Origin of the sequence: Geobacillus sp. 47C-IIb (assembly GCF_014679705.1) — a bacterium.
Classification (GTDB): Bacteria; Bacillota; Bacilli; order Bacillales; family Anoxybacillaceae; genus Geobacillus; species Geobacillus thermodenitrificans.
Genome location: NZ_CP061473.1, coordinates 557,115 through 569,390 on the forward strand (window position 1 = coordinate 557,115; position 12,276 = coordinate 569,390).

At 50.2% G+C, this 12,276-nt stretch carries 19 protein-coding genes; 7 read left to right on the forward strand and 12 right to left on the reverse strand.

Annotated features, from left to right (window positions below; all coding sequences use genetic code 11):
- Positions 1–30: 30 nt before the first annotated feature.
- From IC804_RS02710 to IC804_RS18800, 5 genes are all read right to left on the reverse strand, one after another.
- Positions 31–597, reverse strand: coding sequence for a glycerol-3-phosphate responsive antiterminator (locus IC804_RS02710; protein ID WP_008879561.1), 567 nt, complete (start codon positions 595–597; stop codon positions 31–33).
- A 15-nt stretch (positions 598–612) separates the two neighbouring features.
- Positions 613–768 carry a hypothetical protein gene (locus tag IC804_RS02715; RefSeq protein ID WP_008879562.1) on the reverse strand — a complete coding sequence of 52 codons (156 nt, stop codon included), beginning with the start codon at positions 766–768 and terminating at the stop codon, positions 613–615.
- A gap of 16 nt (positions 769–784) precedes the next feature.
- The gene (locus IC804_RS02720) at positions 785–2,182 is read right to left on the reverse strand and encodes a HAMP domain-containing sensor histidine kinase (RefSeq protein WP_029760956.1); all 1,398 of its coding nucleotides are present in this window, start codon (positions 2,180–2,182) and stop codon (positions 785–787) included.
- Positions 2,179–2,853, reverse strand: coding sequence for a response regulator transcription factor (locus IC804_RS02725; RefSeq protein ID WP_008879564.1), 675 nt, complete (start codon positions 2,851–2,853; stop codon positions 2,179–2,181). The genes IC804_RS02720 and IC804_RS02725 overlap by 4 nt, the downstream gene beginning before the upstream one ends.
- Before the next feature lie 226 nt (positions 2,854–3,079).
- Positions 3,080–3,202 carry a hypothetical protein gene (locus IC804_RS18800; RefSeq protein ID WP_008879565.1) on the reverse strand — a complete coding sequence of 41 codons (123 nt, stop codon included), beginning with the start codon at positions 3,200–3,202 and terminating at the stop codon, positions 3,080–3,082.
- Between the two features lie 230 nt (positions 3,203–3,432).
- On the opposite strand from IC804_RS18800, the gene IC804_RS02730 reads away from it, so the two are divergent.
- A complete protein-coding gene (locus IC804_RS02730) occupies positions 3,433–3,897 on the forward strand; it encodes an Hsp20/alpha crystallin family protein (protein WP_008879566.1) in 465 nt (154 codons plus the stop codon).
- 172 nt (positions 3,898–4,069) lie between these two features.
- Here the strand turns inward: IC804_RS02730 and IC804_RS02735 are convergent, their stop codons facing one another.
- Positions 4,070–4,264, reverse strand: a complete 195-nt coding sequence (locus IC804_RS02735) for a hypothetical protein (protein WP_190300704.1) — start codon at positions 4,262–4,264, stop codon at positions 4,070–4,072.
- Positions 4,265–4,327: 63 nt separating this feature from the next.
- Between IC804_RS02735 and IC804_RS02740 the strand changes: the two genes are divergently transcribed.
- Both IC804_RS02740 and IC804_RS02745 read left to right on the forward strand, forming a co-directional pair.
- A complete protein-coding gene (locus IC804_RS02740; protein ID WP_008879568.1) occupies positions 4,328–4,513 on the forward strand; it encodes a hypothetical protein in 186 nt (61 codons plus the stop codon).
- Positions 4,513–4,767 carry a sigma-G-dependent sporulation-specific acid-soluble spore protein CsgA gene (locus IC804_RS02745; RefSeq protein WP_008879569.1) on the forward strand — a complete coding sequence of 85 codons (255 nt, stop codon included), beginning with the start codon at positions 4,513–4,515 and terminating at the stop codon, positions 4,765–4,767. The genes IC804_RS02740 and IC804_RS02745 overlap by 1 nt, the downstream gene beginning before the upstream one ends.
- 44 nt (positions 4,768–4,811) lie before the next feature.
- Here the strand turns inward: IC804_RS02745 and IC804_RS02750 are convergent, their stop codons facing one another.
- The gene (locus IC804_RS02750) at positions 4,812–5,156 is read right to left on the reverse strand and encodes a YppG family protein (RefSeq protein ID WP_008879570.1); all 345 of its coding nucleotides are present in this window, start codon (positions 5,154–5,156) and stop codon (positions 4,812–4,814) included.
- 184 nt (positions 5,157–5,340) lie between these two features.
- Between IC804_RS02750 and IC804_RS02755 the strand changes: the two genes are divergently transcribed.
- Both IC804_RS02755 and IC804_RS02760 read left to right on the forward strand, forming a co-directional pair.
- Complete coding sequence (locus tag IC804_RS02755) at positions 5,341–5,541, forward strand: YppF family protein (RefSeq protein WP_008879571.1); 201 nt, start codon at positions 5,341–5,343, stop codon at positions 5,539–5,541.
- Between the two features lie 84 nt (positions 5,542–5,625).
- Positions 5,626–5,796 carry a hypothetical protein gene (locus IC804_RS02760; protein ID WP_008879572.1) on the forward strand — a complete coding sequence of 57 codons (171 nt, stop codon included), beginning with the start codon at positions 5,626–5,628 and terminating at the stop codon, positions 5,794–5,796.
- 72 nt (positions 5,797–5,868) lie between these two features.
- On the opposite strand, the gene IC804_RS02765 is transcribed toward IC804_RS02760, so the two are convergent.
- Together IC804_RS02765 and IC804_RS18450 are read right to left on the reverse strand one after the other, a co-directional pair.
- Positions 5,869–6,231 (reverse strand): YppE family protein, encoded by a 363-nt coding sequence (locus IC804_RS02765; protein ID WP_008879573.1) that lies wholly within the window; start codon positions 6,229–6,231, stop codon positions 5,869–5,871.
- A gap of 114 nt (positions 6,232–6,345) precedes the next feature.
- Entirely contained in the window at positions 6,346–6,801 is a 456-nt protein-coding gene (locus IC804_RS18450; protein WP_223812884.1) for a hypothetical protein, read from the reverse strand.
- Between IC804_RS18450 and recU the strand changes: the two genes are divergently transcribed.
- Positions 6,800–7,405 (forward strand): Holliday junction resolvase RecU, encoded by a 606-nt coding sequence (gene recU, locus IC804_RS02775; protein ID WP_081157162.1) that lies wholly within the window; start codon positions 6,800–6,802, stop codon positions 7,403–7,405. The two genes, IC804_RS18450 and recU, sit on opposite strands and share 2 nt — an antisense overlap.
- A gap of 33 nt (positions 7,406–7,438) precedes the next feature.
- Positions 7,439–10,165 (forward strand): transglycosylase domain-containing protein, encoded by a 2,727-nt coding sequence (locus IC804_RS02780; RefSeq protein WP_190300664.1) that lies wholly within the window; start codon positions 7,439–7,441, stop codon positions 10,163–10,165.
- Between the two features lie 128 nt (positions 10,166–10,293).
- Here the strand turns inward: IC804_RS02780 and IC804_RS02785 are convergent, their stop codons facing one another.
- The 3 genes from IC804_RS02785 to IC804_RS02795 all read right to left on the reverse strand — a co-directional run bounded on the left by IC804_RS02785 (position 10,294) and on the right by IC804_RS02795 (position 12,238).
- On the reverse strand, positions 10,294–10,803 hold the full coding sequence (locus tag IC804_RS02785; protein WP_011887679.1) for a YpoC family protein: 510 nt from the start codon (positions 10,801–10,803) through the stop codon (positions 10,294–10,296).
- Positions 10,781–11,452, reverse strand: a complete 672-nt coding sequence (nth, locus tag IC804_RS02790; RefSeq protein WP_008879578.1) for an endonuclease III — start codon at positions 11,450–11,452, stop codon at positions 10,781–10,783. The genes IC804_RS02785 and nth overlap by 23 nt, the downstream gene beginning before the upstream one ends.
- 78 nt (positions 11,453–11,530) lie before the next feature.
- The gene (locus IC804_RS02795; protein ID WP_008879579.1) at positions 11,531–12,238 is read right to left on the reverse strand and encodes a DnaD domain-containing protein; all 708 of its coding nucleotides are present in this window, start codon (positions 12,236–12,238) and stop codon (positions 11,531–11,533) included.
- Between the last annotated feature and the right edge of the window lie 38 nt (positions 12,239–12,276).

Sequence of the window (12,276 nt, forward strand, 5' to 3'; positions counted from 1 at the left end):
TGGCTAGCTCGATGCTTCAACGATCTCCGCCTACTCATCGCCATCCCGATCGTAGTGGCGCCATAGCGCTTCGTTTGACGTCGTCACCGCCGTTGCGCCAGCTTCTAGCGCCCGCTTGACATCGTCTGGAGTGCGGATGAGTCCGCCGGCGTAAATCGGTTTCCCGGTTCGCTCCTTTACCTCGCGGATAATGTGCGGCATCGCGCCCGGGATGACTTCAATATAGTCGGGATTGGTTTTCGCGATCAGCTGGTAGCTTTTCTCCAAAGCGTGCGAATCAAGTAAAAAGATGCGTTGCACGGCTAGGACGCGTTTTTGCCGCGCCTTCATAATGACGCTCGCCTTCGTCGAAATGAGGCCATGCGGGCGAAACTCTTGGCAAAGGTATTCCGCCGCATGTTCATCATGGCTCAGCCCTTGCACTAAATCGGCGTGAATGATAAGCCGCTTGCCATGCCGACGCGCATAATCGAAGATGCTTTTTAGTTGGGCAATATGTACTTCGAGCAGCACCCCGATTTCATAGCCGCTCGCCAAAAAGGCATCAAACTGCTTCATCGTTTTCATAGCCGGAACAATTTGTTGTTTCTTCCCCATTGCCCTCTCCCTAGTCTATCCTCTCATTTTATCGACCTCGTCTAAGCACGACAGTGACATCATTGTTCGCGGTTTGCATGTCGCGATTTTCACTCCGCGCTTGCGGAACTTCTCCACGACATGATGAATCGCTTTTTTGCCCACCGCCTCTTCTTCATGAAAATGCCCCATTGTCTCAACTCCTCTCCTATTCTGCTTTCGGAATGGCGAGCTCAACCGTTGTTCCTTGACCGGCTTCGCTTTCCATCGTAATTTGCCCGCCGTATTTATCGATCATTTCCTTGGCGATCGAAAGACCGAGCCCGGCGCCGCCTTGTTCGCGGCTGCGCGCCTTATCGACGCGATAAAAACGTAAAAAGACGTTTTCCAGCTCTTCGCGTGGAATGCCGATACCATAGTCGCGGATGGCCACCGTAACAAACGATCCTTCCTCGCGCAACGAAAGAGCGATTTTTTTGACCTGTTGAGAATATTTTACCGCATTGTCAAGCAAAATGAACAGCAATTGTTCAAAATGATGTTTTGCGATCGCTACGCGCGCCAACGGTTTTTCCGGTTGATCAACAATGAATTGAAAATCCGGGTGCAAAATACGGAAATTTTTCACAATTTGCCCGATGGCTGCGGCAGCATCAATAGGCGTGAGCTCTTTTGGCACTTCCATCTCCTCGGTACGCGATAGATCAAGCAGCTCAAGAACAAGGCGCTTCAGCCGTTCTGCCTCTTTCACCGCCGCCTCAAGCGATTCTTCCAAAATCTCTGGATTGTGCTTGCCCCACCGCTGCAACAAGGAAAGATGGCCTTGCAAAATGGCTAGCGGTGTCCGCAATTCATGGGACGCATCCTCGACGAACTGCTTCTGCAGGGCAAATGAACGTTCAATTTCGTCCATCATGCTGTTGAACATCATCATGAGCTCGGTGACCTCGTCACGCGCCGAAGGCACATCGATGCGCTGCTTTAACCCGTTGTTTTTAATGTCGGCCATCGTTTTTGCCAACGTTTTCAACGGCCGGATAAAGCTTTGTGCCACAAGCCGTCCGGCGAGCGCGCTCGCTGCCATGGCCGCAAAACCAAGCACTGTCATAATGACAAATAGCGTGTTCGTCACTTGTTCGAATTTCGTCAATCGGCGGGCGACTTCAATCGTCCCAGACAAGTCCCCGATATGAAGCGGTTGGCGAAGCAACAAAAACCGCTCATTGTTGATGAAGTGTTCATCCATTTTCAGCTTGTCAGGCACGCCGCCTGTTGACAGCGATACTGTCGCACCGTTGGAAACAGAGACGATAACGTTTCCGTCACGGTCGGTGACACGAATGAGCTGATAGCGCTCATTCAGTTTTTCGAGAAACGAACGGCTGCGGCGAATATCTTCCCATGATACATTACGTTTTTCAGCGTAATAAGTTTCAATTTCTATCACAGTTTGTTCCATCGTTTTTTCTTCTTCGTTGAGCAGCCATTGCCTCACAATATGGTATTGCAAAAATGTGAAAATAAAATACGTAATAAAAATCGCGCCGGCGGATAAAACGGTCAGCTTCCCTTTCAACGACAGACGGTGGAGGCGAAGTCGTTTCATGGCCGCATCACATATCCCGCGCCGCGCACCGTTTGGATGTACCGCTCTTTATTGTGTTCGTCAAGCTTTTGCCGTAAATAGCGGACATAGACGTCCACAACATTCGTCTCCACCTCAGTGTCAAATCCCCATACTTTCTCAAGTAGCAAATCACGCGTCAACACAACATTGATATTTTGCATAAAGGCGACGAGCAAATCATACTCACGTTTCGTCAATTCGATAAACGCATTCCCTTTTTTGACCGTACGCGCCTGCATATCGACGACTAAGTCTTTAAACGTCAACACTTGTCCGCCCGATTCAGGATGAACGCGGCGAAACAAAGCGCGGATGCGGGCGAGAAGTTCTTCAATCGCAAACGGCTTGACAATATAGTCATCTGCTCCGTTATCCAACCCCATGACGCGATCAAATACGCTGTCGCGCGCCGTGATCATGATGATTGGCGTCGATTTCGCCGCCCGAATGCGCCGGCAGACTTCCATGCCGTTTAAGCTTGGCAGCATAACATCAAGTAAAATGAGATCCCACGGTTCAGAGAGAGCGAGCTCAAGCCCTTCGCGCCCATCTCCGCATACATGCACATCGAATCCTTCATGCATCAAGTCAAGTTCCAAAAAGCGAGCCAACCCTGCTTCATCTTCGACCAATAAAATCCGTCCATTCATCGGCCATTCCTCATCTCCTGCGTCTATTTTCTTTTCCCGCTCCGGACTTAATTCAATTTTACTACAAAAGCGAACCGGCGGCGGCGACCGGCCTTCGAAATGAAACAGGCGGCTGTTTTGGCCGCCCCGCTTCGGGTGGATTCTAAAACAGCCGCCCGTCTTCACGTACCTTTCGCTGAGCTGGGCCGTGTACACGCTCTAACCGCTGCCTGCATGGATATTCCCGCTACGAGTGGCGGTCAACAAACCAATCGACAATAGCTTGAACGATTTCAAACGCTTGATAAGAAAGAAGCGATACGGCAGTTCCAGAGAAAAACAACGTTACAAGCCAATGAATCCAATGCATGGCACTGCCTCCTCCCTTATCGACAGTGATGCCATTATATCCGGTGTAAATGAAATCTACATGAAAAATCGCTAAAAAACACAGAGTGACTTTTTCGTTTTTCATACATACATTGAAAGTGAATCGCATTGCTGATCAATGGTTGACAACGGTTAGGGGAATATGGTCGAGCAGAGACATCCAAGCACGCTGGATCCGCTACTTCAAAAAACGAAAGAGAGGGGAGCGCGATGAATGAACCGTTTCAGCCGCCAGCCGGCAGGGGAGGAGATCACCCATTCCACCATTTACGGAAAATGGTAAATCAATGGTTTGATGAACGGCCGCTGCAAAAATTATTTGAAACACTTGACGACTACTTCGCGCAAACATTTGCTGAAGCATATATCCCGATCGAAGTGAAAGAAACGAAACACGATTACCAACTCATCGTCCGGCTGCCCGACATCAAACGGGAGCAAATCAGCCTACAATGGCACGAAGACGGGCTGCAGCTTATCATCGATCATCAGGAAATGATCGAATCAGCCGACGCCAACGGTCATGTATACGAGCGACAGCAAGCGCGGCGGCGCGTGACGAGGGTGATCCCGTTTCCGTATCCGGTTGCCGAACATGAAGTGAAAGCGTCGTTCCAAAACGGCACGCTCATCATCCGACTGCCGCAAAAGCGGAAATACATTGACATTGAGTGAATGAACATCGTTGAGACAACGCGTTTGGCTGAGAAAATAAGTGAGAGAACGGTCAAAAAACATCGTACAAACGGCCTTGCTGTCAAAATTCAAAAACGCGCCCTTTGTCGGCCCAGGCGCGCCGTAAAAAAGCCGTTCCCGATATCGGGAGCGGCTTTTTTGCATTCGTCTTCTATTGTTTATGCGACGGGCTTCCGTATCGGTTGTTGTTTTCCGGTGTCGGATCTTTTTGGATGTCCCATTCTTTCCCGATTTCTTCGCGATTGTTTGGGTATTTGTTTTTCCGTTTTCGATTGTCGTTCCGGTTCGTCACTGTCTGCTCACCCCCTTGCTGTTTGCCATTAGCTTGCGCGTTTTTCCACCGCATAAACGAGACATACATACTTTCGCTGTTGGTAAGCTACGCTACTTGGTAGGAGGTGCAAAACGAATGACGAAACTGCCTGACTTTAAACAGCTGAACGACCGGCTGATCAATGAGCCGTCTGATGAGCCGATGTTGGTGATTAAAACGAACCTCGATCCGGAGCGCATCACAGATGAAAATCCATATGCAAAAGGCAAAACGAACGTCAGCCGGACGTTTGCTTCTTTTTTTGAAGGGGGCAAACCGTAATGGAACAAACGCTCGCCTATTTGCGGGAAATTTTGTCTAACTACTTGGATGGTCACGATGATACGCCAAAGCGCATCTACAAAAAGCTAATCAGCAAACCGTATCAGGGGGAAGGAGAGTTTGTCCGTGACTTGACGCAAGAAGAGAGCGCCTTTTTGGACCGCATTTTGCCTCATGAGATCCGCTATGCGATGGATGAGCGCGATTATGAGCGCGTCTATCAGCTGAATGAAGTATACGAGCTGCTGATTTAACGGTGCGAAAGCCGCTTCCCCTACCGAACGGGGGAGCGGCTTTCTCATTTTTTAAACGTGCTGAGCAGCCCTTTTAACAAGCCGTTCACTTGATTGACTGTATTGATCATCTGCCCCATCGTATTCATCATTTTGTTAATATCGTACGTCCCGTCGTTGTTTTTAAACTGGGCGAGAAAAGACGGGCGCGGTGGCGGCAGCAACGGCTCCGGCTTCGGATATGGCATCGGGTACGAAGGCATCGCAGCATGGAATGGTGCAGCGTGAGGCCAATGGGCAGGCGGTGATGAAATGTGTGAAGACCAATGGTTGAGATAAGGCCCATGACCATTTAGACTATATGGCCCATGAATGGGTGGCGGCGGAACCGGGCGCGGATAACGGTACATGTTCGTTCTCCCCCATTTTTTGATCGTCGATTTTTCCTTCAGGCTGCCACTAGTATATGTGCCAATACTGAGCGGCGTGCGCGCGGACATGTCATCTCTTGTCGGAAGTTTTAATTTTCGGAAATCAATTTTTTCCCCTACTTTCATGGTACGATGTAAAAAAGGGGAAGGGGGAAAAGCATCAATGGGTATTGCTGAATTGAAACATAAGTTCATGGTGGTCAAACATTGCGAACCAGCTGAGGCGAACGAACTGCTCGATTTTGCCCGCCGCCTTTATTTGCGCGGGGAGATTTCGCTCGCCGAGTATCGCGACTTAGTGCGTGATTTAGAAAAAGCTGGAGCCTATCAACCGAATGAAACAGGAGAATTCGCAGGACTTTAGACCTTAGGGGAGCTTTTCCCTTCTTTTTTTTTTGCATATTTCTCACTCAAACGCCCCATCGTAATATAAAGGGGGTGTTGTGCAATGGGACGAGGCGTGCATTTCAATCATAAACGAAAAGGCCATGATCACGAAAAACCGAAACATGGTGAACCAGCACCGCCAAAGCATACCGAACGGGTCGAATATGAGATCAACACCGTCGCTACCGCAGAGAGCGGCCCTGTTTCGATCACAACAGGAAAAGACACATAAGAAAAAAGCTGTCTCCCTCGGCAAAGGGGGCAGCTTTTCCATTTCGAGATGAAAACATCGCTCTTTTTCAGCCTAGCTTGTTTCGCCAAGCCGATCCTTGACAAGGTCGAGCGTATAGGCAACCGCCTGGCTGTATTGCTTGATGCGGCGGTTGGGAACGGATGGATAAAATGCCTCAACGCTCAGTTTTGTCATATGATCAACCGTTGCTTCAATTTGTCGCTCGTGAACATATTTCGGCTGCGTCTGGCGAATCCAACGGGAAGCGGCCTCTTTCCATCGTTCGGCGGCTGCCTGCACTTCCTCCGCAAATGGTTTAACTTCGGCAAAAAAATCTGGCTCTTGATTCCGTTCGCGAGCACGCCGGGCAATCGCCAACAGCTGTTCATTGTACTCGTGAAGCTGTTCCGTCAGCGCTTTCAGCTCTTCCCCCATGGCGGCCCTCCTTGCGTATATTGATGAACTCAGTTTGAAGAATGTCCAGTGCAAATGCCGATCCGGAACGTCTGCGAACTGTTGGTATATGTTTCATCATATCATATCAACCAGCTACACCAAATACAATTTTGATGAAAGCCGCAGCTCGGTTCCCCCTTTTCCCCCGTCAAGCCGCCGTTCTACACCGGCGATTCTCCCTTCGAGATGCCCGAGCTGCTCCTTATTTTGCGCATACTGTTCTTCAATGACATCAGCAATGACTTGTTCCATTTTGGCATCCACCTGCTCAATGAGCGCGACAATTTCCTGGAGCTGTTTTTCAATTTCTTCTTTTTTGACGAGCCGTTTTTCCATTCCTTCTCCCCCATTTCTGGCATGATGATATTCCATTCGCGACGGGAAGAACAACTCCCTGCTACGGCGACAAAAGTAGAACGTATTCGGCAAAGAAAGTGAGAAGCGGCCGCCATTCGACAAGGACGGCAAGGTCGCCCCATTAAAGAAAAAGAGCGCACATTGCTTGAACGTATGGTATAATAAAAACCATTCAAAGGAGATGAACGCCATGGCATTCAAATACCCGGGCGGAAAAGAGTATCGCGGAAACAGACTAAACGCAGCGCGCCAGCCGATGGCGGCTGATTACGCCAACCGTGGCATGACGCTCGAAGAAGACTTAAATGCGACGAATGAATATTACCGGGAGCGCGGCATCGCCGTCATCCATAAAAAGCCGACTCCGGTGCAAATCGTCCGCGTCGATTATCCGAAACGGAGCGCCGCCGTCATCAAAGAGGCCTATTTCCGGCAGGCGTCGACGACCGACTACAACGGCGTCTACCGCGGCAAATACATCGACTTTGAGGCAAAGGAGACGAGAAACAAAACGTCGTTTCCGCTGAAAAATTTCCACGCTCACCAAATCCGCCATATGGCGCAAGTCATGGCCCACGGCGGCATTTGCTTTGCGATTTTGCGTTTTTCCCTGCTCAATGAAACGTATTTGCTTGACGCCTCCCACTTAATTGCCCGCTGGAATGAACAAGAAGCCGGCGGGCGAAAGTCGATTCCGAAGCGGGAGATCGAGCAATATGGGCATTATATCCCACTTGGCTATCAGCCGAGAATTGATTATATTAGTGTAGTAGAAAAAGTGTACTTCACCGTATGAGGTGAAAACTTGTAAGAAAGGCAGGATTTGCTTATGTCTGGTGAATATCGTTCTCGTGTGGAACGAAAGCAGGCAGAGAAACAGGCGAAACAAGCGAAACAAAAGAAGGCGAAAAAGAAAAAAGGACTATCGTGGTTGAAAACGATCGCCATTGCCATATTGCTTGTGATTTTTATCGGAGCGGCAAGCGGCGTGGCGGCGTTCGCCTATTTCGTCAAGGACGCTCCCCCGCTTGATGAGACGAAAATCAAAGACCCGCTCTCTTCAACCGTATACGATATGAACGGAAAAAAATTCGCCGAACTTGGCGGCCACAAACGAACGTACATTTCGTATAAAGACGTGCCGAAAGTGCTTGAAAATGCCGTGTTGGCAACCGAAGATGCTCGCTTTTATGACCATCACGGCATCGATGTTGTCCGCTTAGTCGGCGCCGTCGTCGCCAATTTTCAAGAAGGATTCGGGGCAGAAGGCGGCAGTACAATCACCCAACAAGTAGTGAAATTGTCGTTCCTGTCGCCGAAAAAAACGTTGGAGCGAAAGGCGCAAGAGGCGTGGCTCGCTCTGCAGCTTGAGCAAAAATATTCAAAGCAAGAAATTTTAGAAATGTACTTGAACAAAATTTATTATTCAGACGGCATTTACGGCGTTGCCCGGGCGGCAGAATATTACTTTGGCAAGACAAACTTAAAAGAGTTGACGCTTGTGGAAGCGGCGCTCTTAGCCGGTATGCCGCAAAGCCCGAACCGGTACAATCCATATGACCATCCGGAGGCGGCGAAAAAACGGCGCGATACTGTTTTGTCGCTCATGGCGAAACACGGCTTCATCAGCCAAGAAGAGGCGGAAAAGGCGAAACAAGTGCCGATCCAATCGATGCTTACCGAACGGAAAAAACCGCAAAGCTCCGTGCCGTATGATGCCTTCATTGACGAAGTGATCAAAGAAGTGACTGACAAAGCGAACGTTAACGTCTTTGAAGACGGACTGAAAATTTACACCACGCTTGATCAAGAAGCGCAGTCGCATGTCGAAAAACTATTAAACTCAGAGCAGTACTTCACCAATAAAAAAGACTTACAATCGGCTATCGCCCTCGTCGATACGAAAACAGGCGCCATTCGCGCTTTAGGCGGCGGGCGAAACCGCGATCATGTCCAGTTCGGCTTTAACTACGCCATTCAGCCGGTCGGCCAGCCCGGTTCGGCGATTAAACCGATTTTAGACTACGGACCGGCCATTGAATATTTAAAATGGTCAACTGCACACATTATCGTTGATGAACCGTACACGTATTCAGACGGCACACCGATCCGCAACGCCGATCGGACATACAAAGGACCGGTGACGATGCGCTATGCGCTTACTTGGTCGCGTAACATCCCGGCGTTAAAAGCGTTCCAAGCGGTCGGCAAAGAGCGGGCGCAAGAATTTGCCAATCGGCTTGGCATGGGCTTTGATAAGGTAGAGGAAGCGTACTCGATCGGCGGTGTCGCACGCTATGTGTCGCCGCTGCAAATGGCCGGTGCCTACAGTGCCTTCGGCAACAACGGTTTGTATACCAAACCGTACGCGGTGACAAAAATCGTCTTCCCGGACGGCACGGAAATGGATTTAAAACCGAAGCCGAAACGGGTTATGCAGGACTACACCGCTTACATGATCACAGATATGCTCAAATCGGTCGTCCGTTCTGGTACAGGGCAAAGCGCCAACGTTCCGGGGGTTGAGGTGGCCGGCAAAACGGGGACGACAAACTATGGCCCGTCCGGCGCCAAGTTTAATTTACCGGAGAGCGCTGTGCCGGACAGTTGGTTTGTCGGCTATACACCAAACTATACCGCCGCTGTTTGGACCGGTTTCAGCAAACGAAGCAGCACCGCAAATCTCAGCAAGGCGGAACAAAGAATTTCGCGTTCGCTCTTTAAAGCGCTCATCTCTCACATCGACGACGGCAGTGGGAAATTCGAACAGCCGGACAGCGTGGTGAAAGTGCCGATTAAAAAAGGCACGAATCCACCGAAACTAGCAAGTAAACATACGCCGGCAAGCGAGATTACGTATGAACTGTTCGTGCGAGGCTCCCAACCGACAGAAGTAGCGAAAGACGAACCAAAAGAACTGCCATCGGTGAAAGGCTTAACCGCTTCGTATGACCAAGCTACCAATGCGATTTCTGTCACTTGGTCGTACGATAAACAAACCGACAATACGCTCTTTGAAGTGCGCATCAAAGACGACCAAGGCCATACGGAAACTGTGACAACGAAAGACCTGAAGATGACGATCGCGAACCCAACGCCAGGCGCTTCGTATACGATTGCCGTCTATGCGAAAGATGGCGAGCGGATGAGCAAACCAGCCATCACGAACGTCCGCATCCCTGGCGGTGAGCAAGGTGAAGGCCCGACAACGCCGGATGATGAGGAAAATGGTGATGATGGCCGGAATGATGGACATAACGGGCAAGATGGCAACAGCGGAAATAACAACAATGGAAACAACGGCCAAGGGCAACAGCCTGGGCAACAACCTGGACAACAGCCTGGGCAACAACCTGGACAACAGCCTGGGCAACAACCTGGACAACAACCTGGACAACAACCTGGACAACAACCTGGACAACAACCTGGACAACAACCTGGACAACAACCTGGACAACAACCTGGACAACAACCTGGACAACAACCTGGACAACAACCTGGACAACGGCAAGGACAACAGCAAGGGCAGCAGCAAGGACAACAACTAGGGCAATAGCCAGGACAATAGTAGTGCCTCTGCACTGACGACACCAACAACGCTGCCGAATACGAACGTCTCTGGCGCGAACGGTGAAAACCGTCAATAACTCAACTAAGTTGCCAAATAAAAAACGGATGACCCATTTATGGGGTCATCCGTTTTTTCATGGCGATTTGTTTGCCAGCGAGCTTCTCTGTCTCAACAAACAGCTCGTGAAGCTGAACAAACGCTGGGTATAAATCCGGACGGTCGAAAATAAACTGCAGCCGCTCAACGGCGTTGGCAGGTTTATACGGCAGTGCCGCCACCATCTCCTCCCAACGGACTACATTGGTTGCTGGCTGGCCATTCAGCCAGCAGAGCGCCGACAGCAAATACGACAATCCACGCACGATCGGGCTGCGGGCGGCGCGTCGGTCGCGGCGGGCGAAACAGAGTTCGAGTTCCTCTTTTTCTTCTCGCCAAAGGGCAACGAGCGCCGGCAGTGAACGTTCGATTTCCTCCCACGGCAGTGGAGGAATGTGGACGATATCGTAATAAAACGGCACGTGTTTAAGCAGGCGCGGAAACGGTTCATTAGGAAGCGTATCACGCATTTGGCCGTCCGGGAAAAAGAGCGGATGGGCGAACTTAGTCGGCACGCGCACGTTCATTCTCCTTCTTTCGCATCCGTTTTTTTCCTTCACGGCATAAGTGCAGAAGCGGGCATACCGGGCATTGCGGCGCTTGTGCCTTGCAATGGTAACGGCCAAAAAAAATCATCCGATGGTGAGTGATCGACCATTCCTCTTTCGGAATTTTTCTCATCAACGTTTGTTCGACTTCGAGAACTGAGTCATTCCAGCGGCAAAAACCGAGCCGTTTGCTGACGCGCTCGACGTGCGTATCAACGGCAATGGCCGGTACGCCAAACGCGACGGATGCGACAACGTTCGCTGTCTTCCGCCCGACGCCGGGCAGTTTCATCAATTCGTCGCGGTCGCGCGGCACTTCACCGTTGTACTCCTCAATTAACATCGCGCACAGTTTTTGAATGTTTTTCGCTTTGTTCCGGTATAAGCCAATTGAACGGATGTCTTGTTCCAACTCTTCAAGCGGCACCGCAATGTAGTCATGCGGTGTCTTGTATTTTTCAAATAGCCGCTTCGTCACTTTATTGACGAGGGCATCGGTGCATTGCGCCGATAAGACGACCGCGATCAACAGTTCAAACGGATTGCGGTGCACAAGCTCGCAATGCGCATCAGGAAACATGTTGGCCATCTCATCCAAACAGTAGCGAATTTGCTGCTTTGTCAACACCGGTTTCCTTCTCCTTTCGCCATCTTCGGTCCATCTGTCCATGTTGGCCAAACAAAAACGAGAGACAATGCCTCTCGTTTATGAGTCAAGCCAGTTAAAAAACGGAATCGTCTGCTTAAATTCCCCTGTCGCTTGTTTCACCGGGCGGGCGGACGATTTCGGCTTGCGGAATTTTTTGCCGTAATCGTGCGCCTGTTCGATCGTCCGGATTCCATTCTTTTTCCACTCGAACAAAATGCGGTCAATGTAGCGGAAATTCAATTTCCCTGATAGCACCGCCTCGCGCAGTGCTGCCTTAATGATGGCCGGCTCATGACCGTCCTGGTCGATCCACATCGAGAGTGTTTCGCACTCAAATGGGGAAAGCGGGCGGCCAAACTCCTGCTCAAATATCGTATACAAGCTTTCTTCTTCTTTTTGCTGACCGATTTGCCCGTCTTTGACGGTCTGTGCGTACAAATGATGTACCAACTGTTCCCAGAGCGGTTCCAATGTATATTTTTCGCCGCGAACGCCACGTTCGTCCGTATGCTCCTCAATGCCGACCATTCCTTTTTGCAAAAGCCGACGCACCATCTCCATACATTCTGCCGCCGAAACAGTCATTTTTTCAGCCAGCTCAGCCGGTGTCGGGAAGACGATGCCTTCTTCCAAAAACGATTGCATATGCAAAAGCAAAACGAGCTCCCCTTCGCTCAAGCCAAGCTGCTTATAATGGTCCAGCAACAGTTTCGGAACGACGACGCTTCCTTGCGCCAGCCATTCGGCCACCTTTTTCTTTTCCATGCCGATGCACCTCAACTATAGTATAACATGACACTAGC

What these genes read in the sequence shown, in the direction of transcription:
- IC804_RS02710 (WP_008879561.1), bottom strand. Translation starts at nt 597, where the DNA reads ATGGGGAAGAAACAACAAATTGTTCCGGCTATGAAAACGATGAAGCAG.
- IC804_RS02715 (WP_008879562.1), bottom strand. Translation starts at nt 768, where the DNA reads ATGGGGCATTTTCATGAAGAAGAGGCGGTGGGCAAAAAAGCGATTCAT.
- IC804_RS02720 (WP_029760956.1), bottom strand. Translation starts at nt 2,182, where the DNA reads ATGAAACGACTTCGCCTCCACCGTCTGTCGTTGAAAGGGAAGCTGACC.
- IC804_RS02725 (WP_008879564.1), bottom strand. Translation starts at nt 2,853, where the DNA reads ATGAATGGACGGATTTTATTGGTCGAAGATGAAGCAGGGTTGGCTCGC.
- IC804_RS18800 (WP_008879565.1), bottom strand. Translation starts at nt 3,202, where the DNA reads ATGCATTGGATTCATTGGCTTGTAACGTTGTTTTTCTCTGGAACTGCC.
- IC804_RS02730 (WP_008879566.1), top strand. Translation starts at nt 3,433, where the DNA reads ATGAATGAACCGTTTCAGCCGCCAGCCGGCAGGGGAGGAGATCACCCA.
- IC804_RS02735 (WP_190300704.1), bottom strand. Translation starts at nt 4,264, where the DNA reads ATGCGGTGGAAAAACGCGCAAGCTAATGGCAAACAGCAAGGGGGTGAG.
- IC804_RS02740 (WP_008879568.1), top strand. Translation starts at nt 4,328, where the DNA reads ATGACGAAACTGCCTGACTTTAAACAGCTGAACGACCGGCTGATCAAT.
- IC804_RS02745 (WP_008879569.1), top strand. Translation starts at nt 4,513, where the DNA reads ATGGAACAAACGCTCGCCTATTTGCGGGAAATTTTGTCTAACTACTTG.
- IC804_RS02750 (WP_008879570.1), bottom strand. Translation starts at nt 5,156, where the DNA reads ATGTACCGTTATCCGCGCCCGGTTCCGCCGCCACCCATTCATGGGCCA.
- IC804_RS02755 (WP_008879571.1), top strand. Translation starts at nt 5,341, where the DNA reads ATGGGTATTGCTGAATTGAAACATAAGTTCATGGTGGTCAAACATTGC.
- IC804_RS02760 (WP_008879572.1), top strand. Translation starts at nt 5,626, where the DNA reads ATGGGACGAGGCGTGCATTTCAATCATAAACGAAAAGGCCATGATCAC.
- IC804_RS02765 (WP_008879573.1), bottom strand. Translation starts at nt 6,231, where the DNA reads ATGGGGGAAGAGCTGAAAGCGCTGACGGAACAGCTTCACGAGTACAAT.
- recU (WP_081157162.1), top strand. Translation starts at nt 6,800, where the DNA reads ATGGCATTCAAATACCCGGGCGGAAAAGAGTATCGCGGAAACAGACTA.
- IC804_RS18450 (WP_223812884.1), bottom strand. Translation starts at nt 6,801, where the DNA reads ATGGCGTTCATCTCCTTTGAATGGTTTTTATTATACCATACGTTCAAG.
- IC804_RS02780 (WP_190300664.1), top strand. Translation starts at nt 7,439, where the DNA reads ATGTCTGGTGAATATCGTTCTCGTGTGGAACGAAAGCAGGCAGAGAAA.
- IC804_RS02785 (WP_011887679.1), bottom strand. Translation starts at nt 10,803, where the DNA reads ATGAACGTGCGCGTGCCGACTAAGTTCGCCCATCCGCTCTTTTTCCCG.
- IC804_RS02795 (WP_008879579.1), bottom strand. Translation starts at nt 12,238, where the DNA reads ATGGAAAAGAAAAAGGTGGCCGAATGGCTGGCGCAAGGAAGCGTCGTC.